Annotated in this window: 19 protein-coding genes; 8 read left to right on the plus strand and 11 right to left on the minus strand. The window is 36.1% G+C overall.

Annotation, left to right across the window (positions count from 1 at the left end; all coding sequences use genetic code 11):
- Positions 1-33: 33 nt before the first annotated feature.
- The 3 genes from GFU89_RS21965 to GFU89_RS21975 all read right to left on the minus strand — a co-directional run bounded on the left by GFU89_RS21965 (position 34) and on the right by GFU89_RS21975 (position 4195).
- Positions 34-1758: a phage tail sheath family protein gene (locus GFU89_RS21965; RefSeq protein WP_318849157.1), complete on the minus strand. Its 1725-nt coding sequence runs from the start codon at positions 1756-1758 to the stop codon at positions 34-36.
- 86 nt (positions 1759-1844) lie between these two features.
- Positions 1845-3563 (minus strand): phage tail sheath family protein, encoded by a 1719-nt coding sequence (locus tag GFU89_RS21970; RefSeq protein ID WP_318849158.1) that lies wholly within the window; start codon positions 3561-3563, stop codon positions 1845-1847.
- Between the two features lie 47 nt (positions 3564-3610).
- The gene (locus GFU89_RS21975) at positions 3611-4195 is read right to left on the minus strand and encodes a DUF4255 domain-containing protein (RefSeq protein ID WP_318849159.1); all 585 of its coding nucleotides are present in this window, start codon (positions 4193-4195) and stop codon (positions 3611-3613) included.
- 574 nt (positions 4196-4769) lie between these two features.
- Here GFU89_RS21975 and GFU89_RS21980 point away from each other — a divergent pair.
- The 7 genes from GFU89_RS21980 to GFU89_RS22010 all read left to right on the plus strand — a co-directional run bounded on the left by GFU89_RS21980 (position 4770) and on the right by GFU89_RS22010 (position 13285).
- The gene (locus GFU89_RS21980; protein ID WP_318849160.1) at positions 4770-5090 is read left to right on the plus strand and encodes a hypothetical protein; all 321 of its coding nucleotides are present in this window, start codon (positions 4770-4772) and stop codon (positions 5088-5090) included.
- Between the two features lie 45 nt (positions 5091-5135).
- Positions 5136-6578 (plus strand): contractile injection system tape measure protein, encoded by a 1443-nt coding sequence (locus GFU89_RS21985; RefSeq protein ID WP_318849161.1) that lies wholly within the window; start codon positions 5136-5138, stop codon positions 6576-6578.
- A 106-nt stretch (positions 6579-6684) separates the two neighbouring features.
- A complete protein-coding gene (locus GFU89_RS21990) occupies positions 6685-8136 on the plus strand; it encodes an ATP-binding protein (RefSeq protein WP_318849162.1) in 1452 nt (483 codons plus the stop codon).
- A gap of 36 nt (positions 8137-8172) precedes the next feature.
- Positions 8173-11952, plus strand: coding sequence for a glycohydrolase toxin TNT-related protein (locus GFU89_RS21995; protein WP_318849163.1), 3780 nt, complete (start codon positions 8173-8175; stop codon positions 11950-11952).
- Positions 11939-12355 (plus strand): hypothetical protein, encoded by a 417-nt coding sequence (locus GFU89_RS22000; RefSeq protein ID WP_253316747.1) that lies wholly within the window; start codon positions 11939-11941, stop codon positions 12353-12355. The genes GFU89_RS21995 and GFU89_RS22000 overlap by 14 nt, the downstream gene beginning before the upstream one ends.
- 119 nt (positions 12356-12474) lie before the next feature.
- Complete coding sequence (locus GFU89_RS22005) at positions 12475-12876, plus strand: hypothetical protein (RefSeq protein ID WP_318849164.1); 402 nt, start codon at positions 12475-12477, stop codon at positions 12874-12876.
- 61 nt (positions 12877-12937) lie between these two features.
- Positions 12938-13285 carry a hypothetical protein gene (locus tag GFU89_RS22010; protein WP_318849165.1) on the plus strand — a complete coding sequence of 116 codons (348 nt, stop codon included), beginning with the start codon at positions 12938-12940 and terminating at the stop codon, positions 13283-13285.
- A gap of 164 nt (positions 13286-13449) precedes the next feature.
- Here GFU89_RS22010 and GFU89_RS22015 read toward each other — a convergent pair whose 3' ends face one another.
- The 6 genes from GFU89_RS22015 to egtD form a co-directional block, all read right to left on the minus strand.
- Positions 13450-15360, minus strand: coding sequence for an amidohydrolase (locus GFU89_RS22015; protein ID WP_318849166.1), 1911 nt, complete (start codon positions 15358-15360; stop codon positions 13450-13452).
- A 508-nt stretch (positions 15361-15868) separates the two neighbouring features.
- The gene (locus tag GFU89_RS22020; protein WP_318849167.1) at positions 15869-17026 is read right to left on the minus strand and encodes a MalY/PatB family protein; all 1158 of its coding nucleotides are present in this window, start codon (positions 17024-17026) and stop codon (positions 15869-15871) included.
- An 11-nt stretch (positions 17027-17037) separates the two neighbouring features.
- The gene (locus GFU89_RS22025; RefSeq protein ID WP_318849168.1) at positions 17038-18603 is read right to left on the minus strand and encodes an ABC transporter permease/substrate-binding protein; all 1566 of its coding nucleotides are present in this window, start codon (positions 18601-18603) and stop codon (positions 17038-17040) included.
- On the minus strand, positions 18600-19520 hold the full coding sequence (locus GFU89_RS22030) for an ABC transporter ATP-binding protein (RefSeq protein ID WP_318849169.1): 921 nt from the start codon (positions 19518-19520) through the stop codon (positions 18600-18602). Before GFU89_RS22030 ends, GFU89_RS22025 begins: the two co-directional genes overlap by 4 nt.
- 8 nt (positions 19521-19528) lie before the next feature.
- Positions 19529-20719, minus strand: coding sequence for an ergothioneine biosynthesis protein EgtB (egtB, locus tag GFU89_RS22035; RefSeq protein ID WP_318849170.1), 1191 nt, complete (start codon positions 20717-20719; stop codon positions 19529-19531).
- Between the two features lie 15 nt (positions 20720-20734).
- The gene (gene egtD, locus GFU89_RS22040; protein WP_318849171.1) at positions 20735-21715 is read right to left on the minus strand and encodes an L-histidine N(alpha)-methyltransferase; all 981 of its coding nucleotides are present in this window, start codon (positions 21713-21715) and stop codon (positions 20735-20737) included.
- Positions 21716-22078: 363 nt separating this feature from the next.
- On the opposite strand from egtD, the gene GFU89_RS22045 reads away from it, so the two are divergent.
- Positions 22079-24475, plus strand: a complete 2397-nt coding sequence (locus GFU89_RS22045) for a TonB-dependent receptor plug domain-containing protein (protein WP_318849172.1) — start codon at positions 22079-22081, stop codon at positions 24473-24475.
- 138 nt (positions 24476-24613) lie between these two features.
- On the opposite strand, the gene GFU89_RS22050 is transcribed toward GFU89_RS22045, so the two are convergent.
- A complete protein-coding gene (locus GFU89_RS22050; protein WP_318849173.1) occupies positions 24614-25624 on the minus strand; it encodes a S41 family peptidase in 1011 nt (336 codons plus the stop codon).
- Between the two features lie 13 nt (positions 25625-25637).
- Positions 25638-26861, minus strand: a 1224-nt coding sequence (locus GFU89_RS22055; RefSeq protein WP_318849174.1) for a serine hydrolase domain-containing protein, incomplete at its 5' end; no start/stop codon positions are given.

The following is a 26861-nucleotide window of genomic DNA, read 5'->3' on the forward strand; positions in this document are numbered from 1 at the left end:
TTTATTTTTAATTTTATTGTTATTTAATTGATTTTATGCTTCCTGTAATTTGTGTGAAAAATTTAACACGATAAATTCAGCCGGACGTACTGCTGCCATACCGATCTCGATGTTCATTCTTCCTTCTAAAATATCCTGAGCTGACATTGTTTTGTGCAAACCAACGCTTACATAATAAGCTTCTTCAGGCTTGCTTCCGGCTAATGCACCGTCTCTCCACTGCTGGTCAAGATAATTTTCAATCATTGCCTGTACACGAGTCCATGTATTGGCAGTATTCGGTTCAAAAACAAAACGTTCTGTAGCTTTCTTCACAGATTCTTCTACCATATTAAAGAATCTACGTACAGATACATATCTCCATTCGTTACTGTTTCCGTCCAATGTTCTTGCGCCCCAAACCAATGTTCCTTTTCCTGCAAAAGTTCTGATCGCGTTGATTGATTTTCCTGATGTAGCATCTACATTAAGCAGATCCTGTTCTTTATTGGAAATTTTTACTGCAGGTACATCTACCAGACTAAGCCCTAAATTAGCTGGAGATTTCCATACTCCGGCAGTACTGTCTACTTTGGCGTACACTCCGGCAATTGATGATGATGGAGCCAGTACCACTTGTTTAGACTCGATTGCTTTTTTAGCCTGGTTATATAATTCTGAATTTTTTAATTTCAATTCTGCTAAATTTTTAATACCAGCTGCGCCCGTAACTAAAACATTAGCTTCATTAAAATCATAACTCAAAACCGTTTTTAATTTTGGATGGTAAGCCGCTCCATAATTTAAACCTTTAGCTTTTACTTCTTTCCTGAAAATAGTATCATTTCCAAGAACATCCATGATAACGAATCTGTCTTTCATAGATTCTGCTTGATTCAAAGCACTATTGTATACAGAATAGGCCTCAGTAATAAAAGAATCTATATTAGCATCAGAAACATTATCGGCATTTTCAGAAGCAAAGCCAGAAATAATGTTAATAGTAGCAAGATCTTCAGTATAAGCATCTGCAACAACTTTAGCAGCAGCTTTAACAGTAGCAACAGTAGCATTGGCAATAGCTGCGGCTACCTTAACAGCGGCTACAACATCCTGAGCAGCCTTAACAGCAGCAACTTCGCTAAGATTTCCAGGATTGGTAACTTCATAATCTGCAGCTTTAGCAACGGCAGCAGCTACAGCAGCAGTTACATTAGCACCGTCAACAGCGTTTGAAACGACTTTAGCAGCAGCTTCAGCAGCAACAGCTACATTCCTATTATCCATGGAAACTTGAAAAGCATCATCTGCCGCAATAACTTCAGCAGCAGTGGCAACCAAACCTTGAAGATCCGGGAAAACGATAAGAGTCGGTTCGTCTTCTTTTTTTAGTAATTCAAGACCATATAATAAAGTTCCGGCTTCTGTTGTAGAAGTTCCAGCAGTTACCTCATCATTGTAACTTCCTACCGAAACAATATAGCAGGCCCCACCGCCATTCGCAAAATACATTTGCATAGCATAATACATTTTAAAATCGCTTATTTTAGGTTGTATTGCTGTGGCAACACCGGATTTGAAAGCTACAGCAAAGATTTCCGGATTTGCTTTTCCAAAAAGTTGTTCATACTCCAACATCGAAGCAATTCTCGTTGGTTTATTTTTCGGTCCATCCGCTGTATATCCAATAAAAGCAGGGATAGCCGTTTCAACTTGCGCTACGGAAGGCGGAAATTTTCCTTGTTCCTCCACGTAAACTCCAGGGGTTTTGTAATTCATTTTTAAAAAATTTTACGTTAATATTAATTATTCCCCGAAGAAGAATTTCGGGTATTTATTCGTGATTGATTTGTTGATTTTATGGTTTAGAATTGTTGCAATTTGTGTGAGAACTTGAGCACAATAAACTCTGCAGGACGCACTAATGCTATTTTGAGATCAACATTCATAATAGTAGTGCCTTCTACTCCCTTAACTGTTACTTCGTAAGCTTCTTTCGGCGTACTGCCTGCCAATGCACCTTCCATCCATTGCTGGTTAAGAAAATTTTCCAACATTGTTTTTGCGCGTAACCATGTGTGGGGAATATTAGGCTCATTCATAAACCTGTCGAGAGCTTCTGTTATCGCTTGTCTGATCATATTATGATAGCGGCGTACATGTACATACTTCCATTCGTTATCTTTCCCTTCACTATTTTTATCTTTTCCTTCAAGGGTTCTGGCTCCCCAGATTAAGGTTCCTTTTCCTGTAAAAATTCTGATTGCATTGATTGATTTTCCGAAAGTATCTATGTTTAAAGCATTCTGTTCCTGATCGGAAATTTTCTCTGTCGGAGTAATAACATGGCTGATATTGATATTTGCCGGAGCTTTCCACACCCCTCTTGTACTGTCTATTCTACCATATGCTCCTGCTATTGCTGATGATGGTGGTAAAACAACTTTTAATGACTGTATTTCTTTTTTTACCTGATTATATAGTGCAGAATTAGATGATTCTAAATTTTTAAGCGTAATTCCGTCTGCGTCTCCTTTTTCATCTTTTACCTCGAGAATTGCAGTTTTTAATGCTGTAAATTCTCCAGTGAAATCAGGGGCGTTTTCATCCGAATCATCAGGGATCATAAAATCATCTATTGTTCCGTCATAAATGGCTTCCAAAACAACCTTTGCTTCAGAAACTGCAACTGTTAAAGCATTCTTTTTGTCACCTGCATCAGCATTGTCATTCACTTCTTCTGCTATCGCAATAGCTTGATCTAATAAATCAGCAAGTACGTAAGCATCGGCAGATCCGGTTGAGATTTCAGCACTTGCCAAACTTTTTAATTCATCTAACGCAGCGGTCTCACCTGCATAAAAAAGAGTACTGTCTTGTCCTGCCTTTTGTAAACCGGTATGTATTATAGGGGTTTTAGTTTCATCAAAAGTATAATTCAAAATGGTTTTTAAGTGCGGGAAGTAAGCTGCCCCATGATTGGTTGTGCTTATATTATTTCTAAAAGCTTCAATAGTGGTAAGATTGTTTGATTTCGTCACAGAATTACCATAATAAGTATCCAGTATAACAAATCTGTTTTTCGTCTCATCTTTAGCTTTATCAATGGCCTGATTATAAATATTATAAAACTCAGATTCATTGGTTAACGAAACAGCATCAGGGAAAATAATAAGAATCGGTTCTTTAATATTTTTATGATCAATTTTATTGAGTCCTGTTTCTAATGAGTATAATTGTACTTCTGCTGAGGTATAATCCCCTACGGAGATGATATAACACGGTCCGCCGCCATTGGCAAAATACATTTGCAGCGAGTAGTACATTAAAAACTGTACCTGAGGTGCTACAATAGTTGCTCCCTGGCCTTCTACATCTTTTAGCTGGATATTTTCCTCTTTTGCTGTTCCAAAATACTGTTCATATTCTAAAAGAGAACTGATTCTGAATGGCTCATTATACCCGGCAGGGAGTAATTCGGTATACCCAATAAACGCTGGCATAGCTGTTTCTATGTAGGCAACTGAGTATGGAAGTTTTGTAATTTCTTCAACAGAAACACCTGGTGTTGCTGGATTTAACATGTTTAAAAATTTAAAGGGTTATTAGTTTTTAGTTTTTGTTTTTATGATTAATCAACTTTAATACTTTGTATATTAACATCATTAATTAATTTAACAGGAAGCACATCCTTAGCTGCAATTTTTATCACACTGATTTTATATAAAGCAGAAGGCATTACTTTTCCGCCTAATAATCCCCAGACGTAGCTTAGCTGTTCAAAGGGAATGGAATGCAGTTCAATTCTGAAGCTGAAGTTATTTTCCGGTTTTAGATCCACGTACTCCAAAACATTCTTTGCCTGAAATACCTCAATAACTTTTGAAATACTTAATAAAGATTTACTGTATGTACTTCTGTTGGCAGCAATCATCACATATAAGTTTAAGTAAGCCGGAGTACTTTCCTTATCGTATCGGACTGGATTATTGTCTACCACAACCTGCTGATACCTTGATCTGTTTTTCAATGTCGATTCTTCCTCAATATTGAGCAGACTGATTACTACTTTGTTAATAATTCCTTCAGCGTTCTCATCCTGTTTTGCGATGTCATCAACAACAGCAATTTCGATTTCGCCAGGAACATTGGGATCCCATAAACCATCCGGAGCATTTAGCTGATTTTTTAAAACTGTTAATACTTTATTAATCATAATTTCTGTTCTTAATTATTATGGTGCAAACATACAATCACGCCCCCTCAAAAGACAAATATTTTGGGGTCTCAATACAGTCTTTGCAGTAAATAGGATTTTCATTCTTATAAAAAAAAACTGAAAACAACACCAATAAAACACTGAAAACAAGCACATTAAAAACAATATTGAAAAATTAAATTTTAGCCTATAGATTTCCCTTGTCTAATTATGGCCAAATTTCAGTCTGGTAATTAAGTGCTATTCTGCTTTTAAAAAGCATCGTATTTCAACATAAGATTGTCCATTCATTAAATGGTCATTTTTATTGCTCCTGTATTTTCTGAATTGTAAATAATCAAATACTAAAATTGATTGTCCGAAGTATTAATTCTCCAAAAAAACAATATGCTTTCCTGATTAAGAGTATCAGATTTTTTTGTACCCAACAATTTCTGAAAATTGTAACCCTGCATCACCAGGAAATGATTTTGTCTTTTACTGCAAAGACAGAATAGAGCAGCCTCATAATTCGCAAAATGGCTTTTCTTCTTTCTAATTTTGACCCAATAATTTTAAAAACTTTAATCATATGAATATTAAAAATCTTTTCAGCAAACGCAATGAAATCATTGGTGGTCATTTTAACGAATTACGCTCAAAACTGGGTGCAGCCAATCAAAACGAAGAAGCTATTTTCTCTTTAAGGGAAGAAATTTGTAATGCGTGTCCTTTAAAAAACGGCAACAACTGCAACGCAATGAAATGGCTCAATCCGGATACACTGGAAGTGGTTGATGGTCCAAAAGATGGATTTATCAGAGGCTGCGGCTGCAGATTGAGCGCCAAACAGAGATCAAAATTAAGTCTTTGCCCTGCCGGTTTTTGGGGTGGAGAGTTCGACCGAAAGTAAACCATCTGACAACTCCCGATATTCTATAATGTAAACCTATTTAATGTGAAGCAAGATCATATCATTCAAAAAGTTTTTGTTGAAATCACCGTCAACAACAAAGAAAAAGCATTGAGTATAAAAGATGATATTAACAGCTTTTTGTCTATTGATGTTTTTCCGGAAATAGAAAAGCAAATCAAGACTTTAGAACATAAGTTAGCCGGTCATACCCTACAGATTCCTCGTTTAGAATTAAATGTGGATGTCAAAAGCAGTGCATTAAATACTGAGTTAAAAGATAAAATAGCTGAACTTTTTAAAGAAGAACTGTCAGAAATGACTAAGCTTATAGAAACTTCCCGCCAGGAAACAGAAAATGATACTAAAACCTATCTGGTAGATGATCAGGAAAAAATGATCAGGGCTTTTATCTATTTTTTAGAAAAAGGAACCATGCCTTGGTGGAATTCGGAAAGCAATAGTATGGCAATTTTGGAATCAACGGTTTTTGACCGCCTAATTTCGGCTGGAAACTTTCAAAAAAGTATTATACCTGCTTTGTCAAAAGAAAATGTCCGAAACCGGATTATCAATCAGCTTTCCAATGAACAAATTGCACAATTATGCCTGGCAATTTTGAAAAATAAGGAGTTGAACATCAACCTGGAAACCGATACCATACATCATCTATCGAAACTGAACCATACAGATAGAATTGCGATATGGCGTTTGGTCTTTAATGTGATATCGGAGTATTTAAATACATCCAATAATCATCTCAGGGAGTATCTTTTACAAGAAATTTCAACAAAAAAACAGATTGGCTTATCAACAACAAAAAGCAATCATCAAAACAGGAAAACACTAGTCAAGATATTCCCTTTTATTACAGAAAACGAAATTTCAGAAAGCCTAAAAACGAATATAGCAGATCAACCTGAAAATGTGAAAACTGTAATGGAATCCATTCAGGAAAAAAATGAAATAATTCAGGAAAGTGTACTCCAGGACGAGGGGCAATATATTCAAAATGCAGGGCTTATTTTAATCCATCCATTTCTCAAGACTCTGTTTGAACATTGTGAACTTATTGATTCAAAAACTCAACAACTCACGGATCCGGAATTGTGTGCCCATCTATTGCATTTTATCGCTACCGGAAAAACAAATGCTCCTGAGTACGACATGATTTTTGAAAAATTCCTGTGTAATATTCCGATGCATCAAACGATTAACAGGCATATTAAACTTTCACGTAAGCATAAAACACAAGCTAAAAATGTAATAGAAAGTGTACAGCACAACTGGGTTCCCATGAAAAAATCATCTGCTGCATTATTGCAGAACGAGTTTTTCCAACGGCCGGGGAAATTGGTTATTACTGACGCTGATTACACACTTACCGTAGAACGAAAAACGCAAGATATTCTTCTTGAAAAGCTTTCATGGGGAATTGGTCTTGTCAAGCTCCCGTGGCAGAAAAAATTCATATTTGTAAACTGGTAATAACAGGTTACATTTTCTAATATTCTGAAACTTTCCCAATCTCTAAAGTTGCTGATTTTATATCAGCAATCCTCCTATTGCAACCCTATTAATTCAAAATAAGATTATGAAATCTCCTATTACTCATGAAGACCCTTCATTAATAAAAACAAAAGTTAGTGAAAAAACGGAAGTAATCAATCCCGTATTTCAAGCCGATACTGTAAATCATCATTCTTTAAATGAAGAAATGAAATGGTTACAATCCCTTATTGAAAAGCGATGCAAAGAATTGTTTCTGGAAGATGAGACAGAATTGAATATTGGTTATGAAATACCTGAACCTCCAAAACCAGACGATCCATCTCCTTATTCGGTTACGGTAAACATCCATCAGCTTGCCGTTGTGGACAGAATAATCTTAGCGCTGGGGATTGCTTCGGCTCATTATCCGTCTGTCCTGAAAACATTTGTGCAGATAGAAGAAAGCAGTAATGCATTTGCTATTGAAGCGGGTGGTGAGTATGATAAAATCAGCCGCAGCTTTAAACCCACTTTCCAAACCGCACTTTTTTTGCTGGCAGGTAAGAATTTATCACTGTGGTCACAGTATGGTGCACAGCTCATCAATGGCAGTGTCCTGTTGAAAAATGATATTATTTACAACCGTTCTTCAACGGAATTTATTCATGGAAAAATTGAATTGGATACCGCTTATCTCAATTATTTTTTATCAGGTCAAAAGCCACAACTGGATCATGGTTCTTACTTTCCGGGCAGGCTTTACAAGTCTGATCTCACTATGGACGATATTATTTTAGAAGATAATGTGAGAGAACAGATCAAACCCATCGGACATTATATTAGAGCATTGGAAAACGGCTTTTTCAAAACCAATGAACATAGCTTTAAACCCGGCTTCATAGCTTTATTCTACGGGACACCAGGAACGGGAAAAACAATGCTGGCCGGTATTCTTGCTAATGCATATGGTATTGATATGTATCACGTAGATCTCTCCCAGGTAGTAAGCAAATACATTGGTGAAACTGAGAAAAATCTTGAAGTGTTATTCAACAGGCTACAGGGGAAAAACTGTATGTTATTTTTTGACGAAGCTGACGCTTTGTTTGGAAAACGTTCTGATGTAAAAGATGCTCATGACCGCTACGCTAACCAGGAAGTTTCGTATTTATTGCAGCGAATAGAAAAATTTGACGGATTAACAATTCTTGCTTCCAATTTTGAAAACAATATGGATGATGCTTTCAAGCGCCGTATCGATGTTTCTGTCAATGTAATACGACCGACAGAAACAACAAGAAAAGCCCTTTGGGAGCATTATCTACCTCAAAATATAACTTTTGAAAGCGACGAGCTTTTAAAACATTTAACCAAAGAGTACGCTTATACTGGTGCTAATATCCGAAACATTATGAAAAATACAGCGATGGCATTACATGACCGCAATGAAACTCATATTACTTACTCATTAATAAGCACTTATCTAATGATAGAAAACGAAAAGGCTTTTGGAAAAAATCAATCCCGCCTCAGCCCGTTTGTACAAAATCCTTAGCACAGCATAATAAAAACTCATCTAATAACCAATACCATGAGCAGACACAAAAAAACATTTGCGCCTAGGGCTGGCAGGTCCGATAAGCAAAAAAACAATAATAAAGAGGATAAAGAAAAGTCTGAGCAAATCACCGATCAGGACAGCAAAATATCTCTCGCAAAAACAGAATTTACCCAAATAACATATGATCCTTTTAAAAACAGAGCGTTTAAAAAAGTAGAAAAAAATGCATCTGTTATTCAATTATTTGATAAAGGACAGCATGTTTCAACACTTCATAACGCGCTGAATAAATTAGGTCATAAAACACCTGAAAATAAGAATCTTTTCTGGAATGAAACAAAGACAGGGATCATCAATTTTCAACGCAAGAATAATATTAATGCTTCCGGCGCTGTTAACAGGGAAACCTTGCTGAAAATGAATGAAGCATTGAATTTATTAAACAGTCAGAAAGAAGTTGGGCTTCCTGTTTCTGAGCGTGCGAGAATGCTATATGAAGCCTTTGAACATAGAACCTTTAGGATTTTTGCAGGAACTGATGAAGACAAAGTTTTTACAGCTTTAGAAAAACTTTCTTATGAAGATAGATACGAGCTTATTCAATATTATGACACAACATACAAACCGAAAAGGAAAGTAGGCTTAGTACAGGATTTATATGAAGAATTGGGCAATAAAGACTTATTTAAAGCTATACGGTTATTATACGCAAACTATGAAGAACCACAGCCAGCACTGGAGCTAGAGCCGGCACACCCCGAAGGCGAGCTGCTGCAGGAAGTTATTGTAATGGGTAAAGGGTCATGGATTAAGCCTAAGACAAAATACGCAATAGAAGGACAGCCAATAGAGTTTGATTGTACCTATCAATATGAAACACCTGTTATAACAACCGCAGGAAGTAAAAAACCGGAAGTTGTCCGAAAAGTATTGATCCAGAATGATGACAGAGTGTACAACCTGTTTGAATACCCTTTTAGAAAGGATACTAAAACATTCAGACAAGATGGAACAGTCATCAGCCAATTTTCTATTAATACGCATAAGCCGGGGAATTATACTTTTGTATTTATCATAGAAAACACCATAACAAAAGAATTCAGAGCTCATACCAAAGAATATCAGGTTAAAACCCTTGAAGAGGCAGCAGCCGGTGATTTAAAAAAGAATAAAATTCAAAATTATTCAGATTTTAGACAGCAGGTAGCCTTTATTGAGTTCAATCTTTCAAAAGGAGCATCCAAAGAACAGAAAAGCAATCCGAATTTCTATATTAAATCCGAATCTAAAAACCCTGAAGAAGTTGGAAGTGTTTATCCTAATCATATTCCACATTTGTATTATTCGATTAAAGGACAATCTATTCCTAAAGATCATCATTATTTCTGGTTCGCAGAAATCAATACCCCAAAAGAGATGGGAGTAGAATATGCTAAAAATGCCGATGTCTACGGTTATAAAAGAGGAGAATACTTTGGCCGGGATGGCTGGAATATGAATTCTGCGCAGGCAACAGCTACTTTTGTAAACTCACTTACAGGGGTCTATACCATTCATTGTCTGGTATTAGACAAAAATAATAACCTAACAGGGCAGGAAGCATCTTATCGACAGGTTATCTTACCAAAGGATGATTATCAGGCTCTTAAAAATATACAAGAATATAAGAAAAACATTGACAAAAGCTTTAATACCATTGCTCCCAAAACAGCATTAGCTATTAATGCAGTAGCCATCAATGAGGAAACTACAGAAACGCTTTCACTCAATTTATTTATAGGAAAAAGCAAAAAAAATCCAGCTAATTATGTACTGACAGACCTTACTCCAGGTGTACAGCATCAGCGTACTTATGAAGGAAACAATTTAAAAGATTTATTTGAAGAATTTGACAGTAAAAACACGTATCCGGATGGTATTCTTGCTTATCAAATTCCGGCCAATACATTGGGCTATCCTACTCTAAAAGGGAATTTCACTACTGACGGAGCATCGTTCATGGAATCACTTTCTACCGGAGCGGGCTGGGCTTCCTTAGGGTTGGCAGTAGCCGGATTGATAGCCACATTTACGCCGGCAGCTCCTATTGCTCCTTACTTATTTATAGCTGCAGGTGCTACGGGTGCCACTTCCGGAGCAGCCAGCATTATTGATAAGGTAGAAAAAGGAACACTTACCAACGAAACGCTGGCTTTAGATGTTATTATGATTGCCTCCAGCTTTTTGGGAATGGCAGGCTCATTATCCAGCATCGCTAAGGTATCTTCTGTTATCAAAATATCATCAACAGGGATGCGTTATATCATTCTAACTGATTTTGCTCTTAATGGCACTGCAGCAGTAATGATTACCTCTGAAGGTTTAGAGAGCATACAAGATATTCATGATAATAAAAACCTGACTACAGGAGAAAAAATAGATGCTATCGTTAAAATTTTAGGGCAATTGACATTAACTGCAGGATTGTTGATGCTAAGCAGTAAAAATTTAAAAGGAGGAGAATTAGAGAAGCTGCCAAAAGTAAAAAGACAAACATCTAAGCAAACATCAAAAAAACCTTACAATCCGGAGCAGCATAGTGAATTTATTGATACGCCTGAGAATTTAACAGGTGGAAAATCACCAAAAATTACAGCTAGCAATAAACCGGCAGTACACGCTCTGGAGAATACTTATAAACAACCCGATTTTAATCAATTCTTAAAATCCGTTGAGGGTGGTTTCCCATCTGATGAAATAGCAAAACAGGCTTATGATTTATTTAAAAATAAAAACTGGAAACAATTAGAACAATTGTTTACGGATAAGAACCTCAATGGAAACTGGCCGCCAAACCGGGGAGCAACAAGCACCATAGAGGTTACCTTAAAAGAAGGAAGTATTTTTGACAGATATGGTGGATGGATCGATGAAAACGGAGCCTTCCAGGATAGAGGAACTTTTGCAGGAAAAGATGGCACACCTTATACAGACAGAGCTTTATCTAAAGGAACTGATAGTAAACCTTATACAAGATATAAAGTATTGAAAGATATACCTCAAGTAAGTGAAGGAGAAATCATCCCTTGGTTTGGAGAAAAAGGTGGAGGTATTCAGTATGAACTGCCATCATCTATTAACGATTTAATAAAAGAAGGATACATCAAGCCTATTGGTAAAGCACCAAAAAACAGTAAGATGTCTGATACAAAAACCATTAAAGGAAGTAACGCAAAGAAAATAACAGAAATAGAACCAACAGAAAACTTGGAAGTCAGAAATAATGGAAAAAGCTTAAATGATAAACCTTCAAATTTTATTGAAAAAATGCGTAATTTGCAGATTGACAATAAAGAATTACAGATAAAATTAAGTAAGGCCTTTGATGAACTTGCAAGTGAATATCATAATCCAATGCCTAAAAAACGTATGCAAGCATGGATAGATTATTTAGAGAAAAAAGGAGTGACTTTTGAAATTGGGACAGGTGTTGCATATCTAAAACTATATGATAATAATAATGCAGAAGGCTTCTTCACTTCTCATCAATTAAGTAGTGGTAAATATAAACGAGTAATTTATTTAAAAGAGAATCCTGATACAAGTACATTCTACGAAGAGTGCTATCATGCCCTACAGGACTTATCAGGACATACAGAAAGAGGGACTGTTTATTATAACGGGGGAACAATTTATGATAATGTAGATTTATGGGAATTTGATGCCAAAATAAGAATTATAAACGAGGCTAAACAATTAAAAATAACCCCAAAAGAGGTTGAAATATTAGAAATACAAATACAAAAAGTACTAAGAAATGAATATCAATAAGGGTAAATTTAAGTTACATGCAAATATAGAATATAGAGAAAATATCTATTTCTTATCAGTCACAGTAACTAATATTTCAGAAATAACATTAGAATTTGATTTTACTAATCATACAGGAAGTTTTGCCAGAAACTGTATACAAATATATGATTGTGATAAAAATATAAATACTTTTAGGGGAGTCGAGCTAATGAGTACTAAAAGTTTCAATAATGAAATAACACAAATCAAACCACAGGAAAGTGCAACTTTTATATTAGAAGGAAAAATTGAAAATATAGAAGAAGATTTATTTTTGACATTTAAAGGAGTTAACTATTTAGTTGAAAAAGGAAAAAAATATTTTATAGAAATAAATTATTTAGATACTACATCAGGACTAATTCCTTTTATAATAGAATAAATCATTCATATCTGTTATCTTTATTTTTTTAATTAAATGTTACTTCAAAAATATATATTGTCGTAAACAGAGCTATCTAAATAAAAAAAATTATAATACTTATGTAAGTATTAATCAATATGACTAAAATCAAGGTAAATGCAGAAATAGAAAAGGATGGAGAATCATTCATATTCTATGTAAATATATTCAATATATCCGAAGAGACATTAAAGCTAAACCTGTCTAATAATACGGGTGGGCTTGTAAGAGAATCAGTTTATTTATATGATAAAAATAAGGATAGATTACATAAAGGAGTAAGCTATATGATTCCTATAGATGATGTTACCAATCTAACTTCAATTGAAACAAGAGAATCTGCTCAGCTTATATTAAAAGCGAAACTTGAAGAAATAGAGAATGACCTTTTTCTCGATTTTAAAGGAGCTAATTTTAATGTCAAACAAGATGAAACCTATTATTTTCAAATAGAATATCTTGGTGCAAAATCAGATATGGCGCCTTTCAATATTGATTAAAACACTCAATTTTGAAGAATCATTAAACAAAGATGATTATACAACGATAAAGTAATTCAGCATGATCAAAAAAAACGAAATAACCAGACAAAAATTATTTGATGGCGATGAACAAGAATGCCTAAAAGAAATTTTTGAAATTGAAAATCAAAAAATAAAATTGATTGATTTTTACAACAGTCCATTAAGAGATTTAAAAAAAGAAATAGATGGTGAAAGTTTTGATACCATCGTCAGAGAAAGTGAATTTAATGTAAGAAACAGTTTTATTGAAAAATATGTATCTGAAGAGGGATTAGAAATTCATTATCTTAAAAAGGATGATATAATCTATCTGTTTTCATATGGAGAATTTCAGCCCGGAAGGTATATCTTATTTTTTGAAGGCATTTATCATTACATTCCTTAACGCAAATAACAATAAAACCACAACAAAGAAGTTGTGGTTTTATTTTTCATCAATAGGCAATCTTCTCTCCCATAAATATTTATCAATAAAAATAAAATCAGAGCAGAAATAATCTGCTCTGATTGATATTTGATTAGCAACTATTTAATTTTTTTCAGAACTTATTATTGTTTCCCTGAAAAAATCATATCTTTTTCGGTCTCTGTCTTTCTGTTCTGATCATAGGTATATACACATACACCGCCTACCCAGGTTTCCAATACCGGAATGTCCCGCATTTTCATATATTGTAATGAAGGAGTATTTAACGAAAGAGGGTTTTGTTCCAGTATAACAAAATCAGCAAAGTACCCATTGTCTAACGATCCCACCCACTTGTCTGCGTAACATTGCCATGCAGCATCATAAGTAACTGCAATCAAAGCCTGTTCAGGAGTAATACGTTCCGCACCGTTTAACACTTCAATATCCTTTGGATTCTTTTCCATGATTCTGGTAATCGATTGTTCCATCATTCTCAAAGGACCTAATGGGCTCACCTCATTATCACTGTGAAGGGTAATTCTCATTCCGGCAGCAAGCGTCGAACCGCAAAGATCAAGCATTTGTGCCTTTTCACCGAATATTACTTCCTTAAAAGCATATCCCCAGTACCCTACGTGCCCGATAAGGAAACTTGGTGAAACTCCCATCTGGAGCATATTGGTAATCTGATCTGCTGTCAGAAGAGAGCAATGTTCTATACGGTTACGAAGTTCAGGGCCTTTATATTGAGCCAGAGTACGCTGATACGCATTGATAGCAAATGTTACCGCCTGATCGCCATTAGCATGAACCATTAGCGGCCAGCCTTTTACCGCTACCACAGAATTGATTAATGTATTATAACTTGGCGGAATTGTATTGGCAGGAATTCCTGTCTGCGGAAAATTAAATACCCCTGTATTATTGACAGGATCGCACAGGTATGGAGCACTCTGATATCCTGTTAATCCCTGGTTTGAACCATCAGAAACCACTTTGATATGCCCATAATATACAGGTTTATAGTGTTCCGGTTCTTTATAATGATCCAGTTTATCTACATCTTCCTGATTGGAGCAAAGATGTGCCCCACCCGTTCTTACCACTTCAGGATGAGTCTCAAAATATTTGGTTAAAAGTGTTACCGAACCTTTATTAAGCCCCGCATCATACATAAAAGTAACTCCTCTTGAATTGGCCGTGTGAAAAAGCTCCGTGAGATAACGGTTGATCTCTATGCTCATCGCAATGATCTGCAATTTTATAGTCTTCAATGCAGGAGTCATCTGCAAACCTTCCTGCAGCTGACCTTTCGTTTCACTGATATACCTGTCAACAGTTTTATACTCGTTCTTTATATCCGGATTGTGATCAAATACATACTCTAATGCCTTAGTATTCAGATAAAGGGTATGCATAGAAGCACTTAACAGCATCATAGGAGTATCATGATTAATCGTATCAAGAATGACATTATCAATCGTTATTAATTCCTTTTTCCCATCAGTTGCCTTAAAAGGCATCAATGACGGATCCAATCCTCTTCCTAAAATAACCGCTCCCGGAATTTTAGGAATATGTCCGTTGATAATGGCTCCAACAGAAGTCAAATCGTATATCGCTTTTAAATTCTGTCCGTCAAAAGGACTCAAATCCAGCCAGCCAGTCATCATTGCCGTAGGAATCATATGAACATGGGGCTCTATCAGACCAGGAAGTAAGGTTTGAGTACCCGTTAACTCTTTTCTTTGAAATCCTGAATGTTTGTCATTCATATAGCTTTCTACCTGATCTGCTGTCCCTGTTACCACAACTTTTCCATCTGCAAATCCAATGGCTTCAATGGTACCAGTGGATCCACCAATCATTGGCAGAATAGTACCTCCGCTTACCATCAGCGTTTGAGGTTTTTCGTAGGTCGCTTTTCCGGAACCGGGATTGATTTTCGTAAGATTTTCTGCACTGAAAAGGTCTTCTTTAAGAACATCCAAAACAGGATTGTGGCAAGAGCAATGGGTGCAGCCATGCGTGTGATTGTGTTGTTTTTCCATGAGAATAATTTGGTTTTAAGTGTATGGTTAAAGTTTAATTATATCCATATCTATTTTAATAATACATTATCTTTAATCCATAAAAAGACAACCTTATCAATGGACAAGATTTATTATATTATTAAAATAAAATAGGATATTTTTTAAGATATTATATTTAAATAAATATTTATGTATAAATAATTTTCATTTATTTACATGTATTAGTTTGTTTTATAAAAATAATAAAAATATTCTTTCAACACACTTTTTTCACTCAATATTGATTATTTTTTTCTGTCTAAAATTTTAATTTTCAGCACATTCTCACTTAATTCACACTTACTGTATGTATTTTTCAATACTTCATGATGCGCTAATGCTTAAAATCTTCATATTCTAACAACCTATGAAATACAGTTAAGCCGATAACCAGATGATCCAAATACAATAAGCGCCAACTTGTAAAAAAATTGGCGCTTACTTTTTATGTTATTCATTGCGGTTACCATTTTCATGGCTTTCCGTTTTATTCCTTCAAAGCTTTCTTCAATCGTTCCAGACCTTCTGTCAAAAGCCGCCTTGGACAACCGATGTTAATTCTCAAGAAACCTTCCCCATTTTCACCATACATCGTCCCCGAATTAAGCCAAACCTTACCATCCATCAAAAGAATTTTCGACAGTTCATCAGAAGTTTTACCAAATGAACGGCAATCCAGCCAAACCAGATAGGTTGCTTCCAAAGGAGTCACTTTAATTTCAGGCAGATGTTCACTGCAAAAGTTTCTCAGAAATATAAAATTCTGATATAAGTATTCTTTAAGTTCATCCCTCCATTCATATCCTTTTGTATAGGCAGCAATCAAGGCTTCCATGGCAATTGGATTAGGATAGCTATTTTCCTGAAGCTCTAAAGTCTTACGAGTCTGTTCCAATATATTTTTATCCTGGGAGATCAGATACGATATTGGCAACCCTGAAAAATTAAAAGTCTTACATGGAGAACCACAGGTCACCGACTGAAGCTCATAATGCTGAGCGACCGAAACAAAAGGAATGTGCTGACGGTTATTAAAAATCAAATCGGAATGAATCTCATCAGAAATTACCATCACGTTGTTCCGCGAACAAATGTCAGCTACTTTCTCCAAATCTTCTCTCGTCCAGACTTTTCCCACCGGATTATGTGGATTGCAGAACAACAAAAGTTTAGTTTTCGGATCAGAAGCTTTCTTTTCAAGATCATCAAAATCGATGGTGTAATTTCCGGCTTCATATTTCAGATCATTGCAAACAATATGACACCCGTAATTTTCTAAAATGGTAAAAAAATGATTGTAAACCGGAGTCTGCAAAATAATATTTTCATCAGGCTTCACAAAAGTACGAACAATCGCCGAAAGTGACGGAAGAATCCCCGTTGCAGGCAGAAGCCAGTCTTTTTCTATCGTAAAATGATGATTTGTTTCCCACCAATCGATGACGGACTGATGAAAGTTTTTAGGAATAGTACCATATCCGAAAACACCATGAGAAACCTTCTCAGAGATAGCCTGAATCACTTCCGGAGCAGTTTTAAAATCCATATCAGCAACCCACATCGGTAAGATGTCTGCCTTTGCCCAATCCCATTTTACGGAATGACTTCCTCTTCTTTCTATGATTTCGTCGAAATTGTATTTCATGTTTAAGATCATTAATTTGAATCCAGATATTTTTTCAGGTCTGAAATATTTTTAATGTTAAGTTCATTCGCCTGTTTTCTTCGCATCATCAAAGCATACGCATTATTAAAACCGAGTGGTTTCAGCCATTCAATCCCGTATTGTTTCCGGAATTCCAGATTGACATAATCCAATGTTTTTTCCGGACTCTTAGAAACTTCTTCTATCGTTTTTGCCGAAGGTTTCAGTAAAACCAGCAGCCCGGTTCCCGTATATTCAGGATAAAAATCAATCGCATCATTCATCAGAGCATCAAAGCAGATTTTCGTTCCGCCAAGCCCTGTTTTTGTTTCCACTTTATAATCTGTATAGCCTTCAATGAGCATTTTGTAAATTTCGGCAAGAATATACTGTTCACCAAAAATTTTTGATCCGATTTTTATAGTTTGGGAATTTCCTTTGCGTTGATTTTTATATAGATTTGTCCTTACTAAAAAATCTTTAGCAATTTTCTCAGGAGTCTGTTTAAGATAATCGGCTTTATAATTCAAATCTGTCATGATTGAATCATTAAATTTCCCTGCTAAAAGATTCAATGTTTTTTCCAGTTCAGGAAATTTTTCCAGTGTTTTTGTTTTGATCACCGGGGCAGCAAAATAGGGAGGAAAAATCTTCTTATCATCCTCCAGAACATACAAATCAAAAGCTTTGATTCGTCCGTCCGTAGAGTATCCGCTGATGAGGTCCAATTCCTTTTCATAGGCTGCTTTGTACATAATGGCATCACTTACCACCAGAGGTTGTGCATCAATACCGTATACCGAACGAAGCCCAAGATCACCGTCCTGCCGCCCCATAAATTCAGGTGTAAAACCTGCCTTAAGCTTATAGTTTGAAGCGGAAGCCAAAAAATAAACGACCCCAAGAATCGCCAATACAACCGGAACAATATATTTTAATTTCTTTACAGACTGGTAGCTTAATTTCTGTAAAACTGCGATGGTTTGATCTAAAAGAACAGCCAATAACGCTGCCGGAATTGCGCCAGCCAGAATCATATTGGTATTATTAAGGGAAATTCCGCCAAAAATAAATTCACCCAAACCTCCTGCCGCCACAAATGAAGCTAAAGTAGCCACCCCAACATTAATAACCGCTGCTGTTCTTATTCCCGCAATAATGACTGGCATCGCCAAAGGAAGCTGAACCTTGAAAAGCAACTGTCTTCTATTCATTCCCATTGCTTTTGCAGCTTCAGTTACCGCCGGATCTACTTCCGTTATTCCGGTATAAGTATTCCTGATGATGGGTAAAAGTGCGTAGATCAGCAATGCAACAATGGCCGGAGTTGCCCCAATCCCGAAAGCAGGAATCATAAAACCGAGCAGCGCAATACTGGGAATAGTCTGTAAAATTCCTGCAATTCCCAAAACAGAACCTGATAATTTTCTTTTCCTGGCAATGAGAATCCCTAAAGGCACTCCAATAATGATCGCCAGAAACAAAGACAAAAAAGTGAGTCCCAGATGCTGTACAACCTGAGTAAGCAATTTCTCATGCTGCTCTGTGATAAACTGCCAAAAATTTTGTTCACTCATACAGTCTGGAATTTTCGGTGTTCATTAAAAGCCTTAACCATATTTTCATAATCTTCAGAAAGCGAAGTATCTGCACTCAACTTTTGCAATGCATCCCATACACTTGTATTCTCTGAAAACTGAAGTTCTTCATAGAAACGACTGCCATCAATCAGAGTTGTCATATCTTTCAATCTGGCCACTTTATATTCCAGTAAAAGGCGGTTCTTAGCAAAGAAATTTTTAACAAAATCATTGTTGGGTTGATACAGTATTTCTTTTGGAGTTCCGGTCTGAATAATTTTCCCTTGATCCATCAGGCAGATTTTATGACCTAAATCGAATGCTTCCTGAACATCGTGGGTAACCAGAATAATCGTTTTATTTTTAAGTTCTTCCAGTGATTTGAATTCTGAATGAATATCGGTTTTGGTAATATTATCCAACGCTCCGAACGGTTCATCCATCAACAAAACAGGTGAATCCGCAATCAAAGCCCTGGCAATTCCTACTCTTTGCTGCTGTCCGCCGCTTAATTCGCTAGGAAACCGTGTCAGCACCTCTTCTGAAAGATGAAGTTTATACAATAATTCAAGAGTTCTTTCAATGGTCTTTTTTTTATCCCATTTCAGCAAATCGGGAATAACGGCTATGTTCTGTTGTATGGTATAATGGGGAAATAATCCGGAATGCTGCATGACAAATCCAATTCCCATGCGTACTTCTTCCACTTTTTGTGACTGAATATTTTTACCGTCAATCAAAATAGCTCCGGAATCTACCTCGATGAGGCGGTTGATCATTTTCAACATGGTTGTTTTTCCGCAGCCGCTTGTTCCCAAAAGCACTAAAATTTCTTTATCATTGGCCTGAAAAGAAATAGCATCAACCGCTTTTTTCCCATTAAAACTTTTTAAAACCGATTCTACTGTAATCATAGGCAAAATTATTGTGCAAGTCTGATTCCGGTATACTGCCACTGTAAATGAGTCTGGAAAAAGTTCCGGTAGGTATTTCTGCTGTGTCCGGGCGGAGTGGCCACTGAAGCACCGCGAAGCACCATTTGATTCACCATAAATTTCCCGTTATATTCTCCTACAGCTCCTGCTTCTTTTTTAAATCCCGGATATGGAAGATAGCCAGAATTAGTCCACTCCCAGCGTTTTCCCCAGTCGAAATATTCTGATGCAGCTTCCCATTCAGCTTCGGTGGGCAAGCGTTTTCCTTTCCATGAAGCAAATGCAGAAGCTTCGAAAAAGCTGATATGGCACACCGCTTCTTCTAAGTCGATTTCCTGTAAACCGTTCAACGTATAATTCATCCATTTCCCATCAATAAAATGCCAGTATAAAGGGGATTTTGCATTATTATGCTTTACCCAATCCCAGCCTTCGGCATGCCAGTGTCTGAAATCCTCATAGCCTCCGGCTTCAATAAATTCTAAATATTCTCTATTGGTCACTAACTGGCTGCAGATTTTAAAATCATTCAGATAGATTTTGTGCCTTCCGAGTTCATTATCAAAACAGAACCCTTCACCTTTAAAACCGATTTCATAAATTCCTTCCGAAAAACTGATCATTTCCGGGATTCCGGCAGCTTCTTTATTTGTAATATTTTCTTTTTTATAAGCAGGAAATAATGGATTGTGCCCTAAAATGTATTTGATATCTGTGAGTAACAGTTCCTGGTGCTGCTGTTCGTGGTTTAAGCCTAATTCCAACAGTGATTTCAACGATTCTGTAAGATATCCGTTCTGAAGAAATTCATTCATCTTCTGATCTACATATTCACGGTATTTAAAAACATCTGAAACAGAAGGACGGCTCAGATTTCCCCTGTCGGTACGAATAACACGGGCACCGATGGTTTCGTAATAACTGTTGAACACAAAATTATACTGAGGATCAAAAACTTCGTACCCCGGAAAATTGGGCTGTAAAATAAAGGTTTCAAAAAACCAGGTTGTATGGCCTAAATGCCATTTCGGAGGACTCACATCCACGATAGGCTGAACCACATAGTCTTCAATTTCCAAAGGACTGCAAATCTCAACGGAATGATTTCTGATTTCAGAGTAACTTTTTATCCAGTTTTTATGAGGATTTGCTTTTACAAGTAATGCTTCTTTTTTCATAAAAATCATTTTAAATTATACCACCCAGATAGAATCTACAAACCAGTTTTTAGTATCTTTTATCTCAACAAGAATATGAAACCCTGAATTTCCTGCCAGTTTTTTGATATCCTGTTCGGAAAATTTCTGAGAAATTTCCATATCAATCAGCTCATCTTTTTTAAAGTGAAACAAATGATTTCCTATATAAACTTCCTGATCGCAAAGACTTACCAGAAAACTTCTGCAGGCACCTGAAATAGGATCGTAATTTTGATAATGCTGAAAATTTTCCACTTTGAAATCAGCTTTCAGCTCCCGGTTGATCCTTGTCAGAAGATTAAGATTGAACGAAGCGGTAATTCCCGCAGGATCATTGTAAGCAGCAAGAATGGTGTTTGGGTTTTTCTTAAGGTCAAAGCCTACGAGAAATAAGTCTCCGGCATTCAGTTTTCTTTTCACTTCATTGCAGAAATGTCTGGCTTCCTCGCTTTCCATATTCCCTATATTTCCGCCTAAGAAAAGAACTACTTTTTTCCTTTTCGAAATACTGGTGGCTTTATCAAGCATATCAAAATACTCTCCTTCCAATGGTAAGATTTCCAGTTCAGGCAGATTTTTCTTCAGGTTTTCCTGCAATACAGAAAGAATATTTCCTGAGATATCAATAGGCATATAAGTAAAATCAGTTCCTTTCTCCACCAAGTTTTTGAGAAGGTAAGATGATTTCATCGCATCGCCTGCTCCCAATTCTATCAGGTCAAAAGATTCATTGATATTGGAAATCGCTTTTGCAAGTTCCTCTGTTTTATTCTGAAATATATCCAGCTCACAATTGGTAAGATAATATTCCGGCATGGCCATAATCTGCTGGAAGAGATGGTCGCCTGTTTTGTCGTAAAAATATTTTGAAGATAATTTTTTCGGATGAGCGGACAAGCCTTTTAAAACGTCCGAACCGAAATTATCGGTACCGTCATTTTTTAAATGACAATCCTGTTTTAACTGTACATTCATAGTTTATATTTTGGTTTGGTTGTTCATTGAGTACAACTATCTTGCCGACACCGGAATTACTTTCCACGTCCCTATAAGCTTCTCCAATTCACTTAATTAAAGATAGGTTTTATTTACGATTTTAACGTACCACATCTTATTTTATTAATGAAGCACTACCCTGCTCCGGACTATTTTCTCTGGATCAAACTGTTTTATCAGCGTCTTTTTTGAAAAAAATAACCGCCAGATTTTACTGTTAAAAAACCTCGCTTCAAAATCTGAAAGAAATACTCTTGAAATTGGATAATTATAAGTTTTTAACCTTTTCCGAAGTCTTTAAATGATTAAATTAGCCCAGAATTAAAATGCGCTGAGATTTCTATGAAAAATATATTCTATGTCTTGCTTATTTCAATGGCACAGCCTGTACTGGCACAAACCAAATTAGAAAAAGCAATTACCAATCTTGAGGATAATTATGAACAGGAAAAAGTATACTTGCTTACTGACAAATCACAATATGCCGCCGGTGACAAAATATGGTTCAAAAGTTTTGTATTTGACGGTTATAACCGTTCTGCATTATCCACTACTCTATTTGTAGAATTGTACAATGCTGATAAAAAATTAATAGACTGGAAAACGGTACTTCTTACGAATGGTGAAGGCAGCGGAGATTTCCAACTGAAAGAAGACCTTCCTGAACAGGTTTATTTTGTGAGAGCTTATACGCCTTACATGACCAATTTTAATGAAGATTTTCAGATCGTTAAAACACTTCCGGTATACAACCCCAATTCCACAGAATCATTAGTAATTTCTAAAAATTCAGATTGGTCTGCAAAAGCCTTTCCGGAAGGTGGGACTTTCATCAACGGGATGCCGACCAAATTCGCAGTAAGACTATCTGCCAACTCTTCTTTGCCTGAAAGCTGGACCGGAAAAATAATTGATGTACAAAATCCAAAAACGCCCGTCACTACATTCAAATTTTTTGATAAAAATGTTGCTTCTTTTACAATAACTCCTGCATCAGGAAAAAAATACCAGGCTGTCATCCAGGATAATACTGGAAAAAGCCAGACAATAGATCTTCCACAGGCTGCAGACAGCGGTCTGAATGTAGAAATTTTCAGTTCTAAAGAAGGAATCAAGTATACCTTAAAAGGCGTTAATCTAAAACAGCAGCTTCAGGGGTATAAAATTGTAGGACTTATCAATAACCATCTTGCTTACAGAGCAAATATCAACCATTTAACCAATGAAGCTTCAAGTCTTATTCCTACAAAGATCAGCAATGGAGCCAACGGTGTTTTACAATTAGCAGTTTTTGATGAGCAGGACAACCTTGTAGCCCAAAGACTCTGCTTTATAAAACCGGGGGATTTAAAGATTGAAAAAGCAGAAATAGTAGGTCAGAGTTTAAAACCAACTCCAAGAGCTTTCAACAGCATAGATCTTTCTCCGGAATCTTATTTCAAAAATTATACTGTTGTGGTGAGTGATGATGACGGTATCCAAACTCCGGAAGAAGAAAACATTCTGAGCGCACTTTGGTTAACGGGAGATTTTACGACAAGAATAGACAGCCCTGCACAGTATTTTTCTAAAAATGCCAATAGTGAAGCGCTGGATGCTCTGCTTATTTCTGAAAACTGGAAAAGATTCGACTGGAATTCCGTACTCAGCGGCACTGCTCCTACCATTAAAACCAAATCTCAGCAATATCTTTCCTACAGAGTAAAACCTATTAAAAACAATGCTCTCCTGATCAATTCTGACGTAAATTTAGTATTGCAGCTAGGTAAAAATGAACCTGCCTTTAATCAATTTAAAACAGATCAAAACGGGTATGTTTATTTAAATAATCTTAACAATGATGAACCTGTGAATGTTTCATTATTTGTAAATTCAGAAAATAAAGAATCGAATACTGATAATTTATTCGTTACTGTAGAACCGTTGGTAAATCCCTCAGAATTTAAAGGTAATTTCCCGGGTACAAAATATACATTGGTAAAATCGGCTAAAAACAAAACCCTTCCTCCAGCCATTTCCAGAGCCATCAACACTCAAAAAAATTATAAAAAAACAGAGAGTAACGATATACAAATTCAGGAAGTAGCATTAGTAGGAAAAAAGAAAGATCCGAAAGAAGAGTTAGACAAACAACTATCCACCGGAATGTTCAGTTCTGTAAACTCTACTGTATTTGATTTTGTGAATGAAGATCAGCATGCTGCAGGATCTACCAATATACTAGACTGGCTGCAAGGAAGAGCTGCCGGCCTAACATTTCAAAGAAATAATTCAGGGATAAATGTACCTTACATCCGGGGCCAGCAGGCTAAGCTGTATTTAGATGAAATAGCTACTGATCCTACTATGATTTCAAACATTCCTGTCAACAATATTGCGATGGTAAAAATTATTAAAGGATCAGGATTAATAGGTGATGCCGTAGCCATCTACACCATGAAAGGCAATATGAAATCTAAAACCAATGTAAAAGAAACGCCAAAGAACAATTCTGCTATCATCAAAGGATATGATAAACCTTCGGAGTTTCTTGTGGAAATGATAGATGATGATGCTCCTGCAAAAATTGAAAATGACACCCGGGAAACACTATACTGGAACCCAAATTTATTTGACAGTGATTATGTTCCTCCAAGAATCAAGTTTTTTAATAATGACAGTGCTAAACAATATAAAGTACTGATCATAAGTTTTGATGAAGACGACCATCTTCTTTATGATCAGCAAATTTTAAAATAGTCATCCAAAAAGATTCCAGAGATCATAATATCGGGACAGGCCTGTTTTCAGACCTGTCCCTTTTATTAACACATTAAAAAACACACACAATATAAGTTTTCAAATAATAACAACGTATTAAAACTAGTTTCTGTTGATTTATTGTTCTAGTTTATGAATAAGATTTTTTATTTCGGATGAGCTTAGCTCTGTTTTTGTTTCTGTTTTTAAAATATTTTTTAAAATTGTAAGGTGAGCGGCTTTTAAAGCATCTTTAGCTTTTACCTTCTGATCAGGAATCACACCAATATGTTCCCAGTTTTTATGATCTATTAAAGAGCTTACTTTTCCTGTTGGAACGAGCAATAAATATTGATTTTGTATGACAAAATGATCTACCGGATTGGCTGCTCCCGGTGTTTTCTCGCCTATTACTTCAGCCAGTTTATGTTGCTGCAAAAAGTAAGCAAGCGCTTCTGCTGCAGAAAAAGTATTTTCACTGGTAAGGATATAGATTTTTTTATGGAGATATTTTGTCCCCAAAACATAGGGTTGTGTACTGTTCACCACAGTTTTATCCTCATGTCTGAAATAGGTTGTATAAAGGTCTGTTTTTTTATCAAAAAAATAACTGCAGAACAGAAGAAGCATTTCATTATCTCCACCTTCATTTTCTCTGAGATCAATAATCAGGGAGTTGGTATTGGCAACAAAATTCATGGCAGCAGCCAAGGTAGGCGCACTGGACTTTGAGGAAGCAAACCCTTTATAATTAATATATCCTATATTCCCCTCCAATCGCTGAACACTTTCAAAACCAAAATTCTCAAGACTGTTGTGGAAATCATGCAGTTTTTCTTTTTCTTTCTCATCCACCACCTTTTCAGGGCTATAGTTTTCCAGATATCTGAAAGAAAAATGGTAGTCTTTTATATCCGATCTCAGCTTCCGAGCCAGAAGCGCTGCAAAATCGTTTTTATTCAACTTCTTAAATATTCCTTTTTTAAGGTCACTTTGAAATGACGAATCTACTTTTTTATAAGCTTCCTGATCAATATAATAACGCTTCACTTTTTCTGTAATTTCAGAAAGAACGATTGTTTTATCATCCTTCTGTGCGTACGATAACAGGGAATGAAAAAGAACGATTCCGGTCAGTAATTTTTTCATGTGAAACGGGCATTTATTTATTTTTGCTGGTGATATCAATCTTTGTCTCCAGTGTATCTCTCGTTAAGATAACAGTGCTTAGCTTTCCATTGCTGAAATCGAATTTTAATAGATTCGGATAATCTACAATGGCAAAAAGTCCATTTTCCAGATATATCAATTCATTGTCATTTTTTCCTTTAAAATAGTCTAAAAACTGATTTTCAACATACAGACGATTGTTTCTTTCTACAATTTTTGTATCCGCTCCTTGTCCATAAAGAAAGTCGTTGTATGTACCGATGAGTTGCTTTTTTACGCTTACCGGAATCTCCTGTGCCTTTTTATCTGCCCGCTTATTATTCCAATCCATTAATTCCAGAATTTTTATCCTTGTCTGGTTTATTACCGGGATACGATTAGGTTTTTCACCATTCGCAAGAACTACAAATCCATTACCATCTTTCATAGTCGCAAAAATACTCCCTCCAACTCCTGTATTAGAACCACTGCACATCAACCAGTCATAGTTGTTATAAGCTACAGATCTCTGCCACCCATTACCCCATCCGCTGACAGCATTTTTCAAAGCCGTTACTTCTGCTACTTTTTGGGCAACCTGATGAGAAATCACTTTGTTATTTTTATTGCGTAAAGCATTTTGTATCTCAATAGAAAGCTTAGCCAGATCTGTAGGGGTAGACCATACTCCTGATGCTCCAACCTGTGGGGTAATTGGCAAGCCTGTTTTAATAACTTTTGCGTCTTTATCATGAACAGAAGCAACATTCGTTGGAAATCCCTTTTCATTAGGCTGTATCATGGTAGTATTCTTCATACCAAGGGGTGAAAAGATATATTCCTGAGCAAGTTCTGCAATAGATTTATTCAAAGTATCTTCTAACGCCATTTGAACAATCACATAGCCGCCTCCGCTATATGCAAAATCAGTTCCTGGTGTGAATAGAAATTCAATTTCCTTACCGTATCCCGGGATCTGCCCTAGAAGACTTTCTTTTATAGTGGGAATTTTATCTCCTGCATAATAATCTGAAAATCCACCTTGACTTGTCCCTGAAGTATGATTAAAAAACTGTTTCCAGGTGGGGCTGTTATTTTCAGTAAACTTGCTTTTTGGCAGATGCCAGCGTTTTAAATACTTATCTATAGGATCATTCAAATTAATCAGCCCTTTCTCTTCAAGGATATGGCAAAGAAGTGCCGTTATGGGTTTTGTAATAGAGGCTGTAGAAAAAGC

This window comes from Chryseobacterium sp. JV558 (assembly GCF_033712365.1).
In the GTDB taxonomy this organism is placed as follows: Bacteria; Bacteroidota; Bacteroidia; order Flavobacteriales; family Weeksellaceae; genus Chryseobacterium.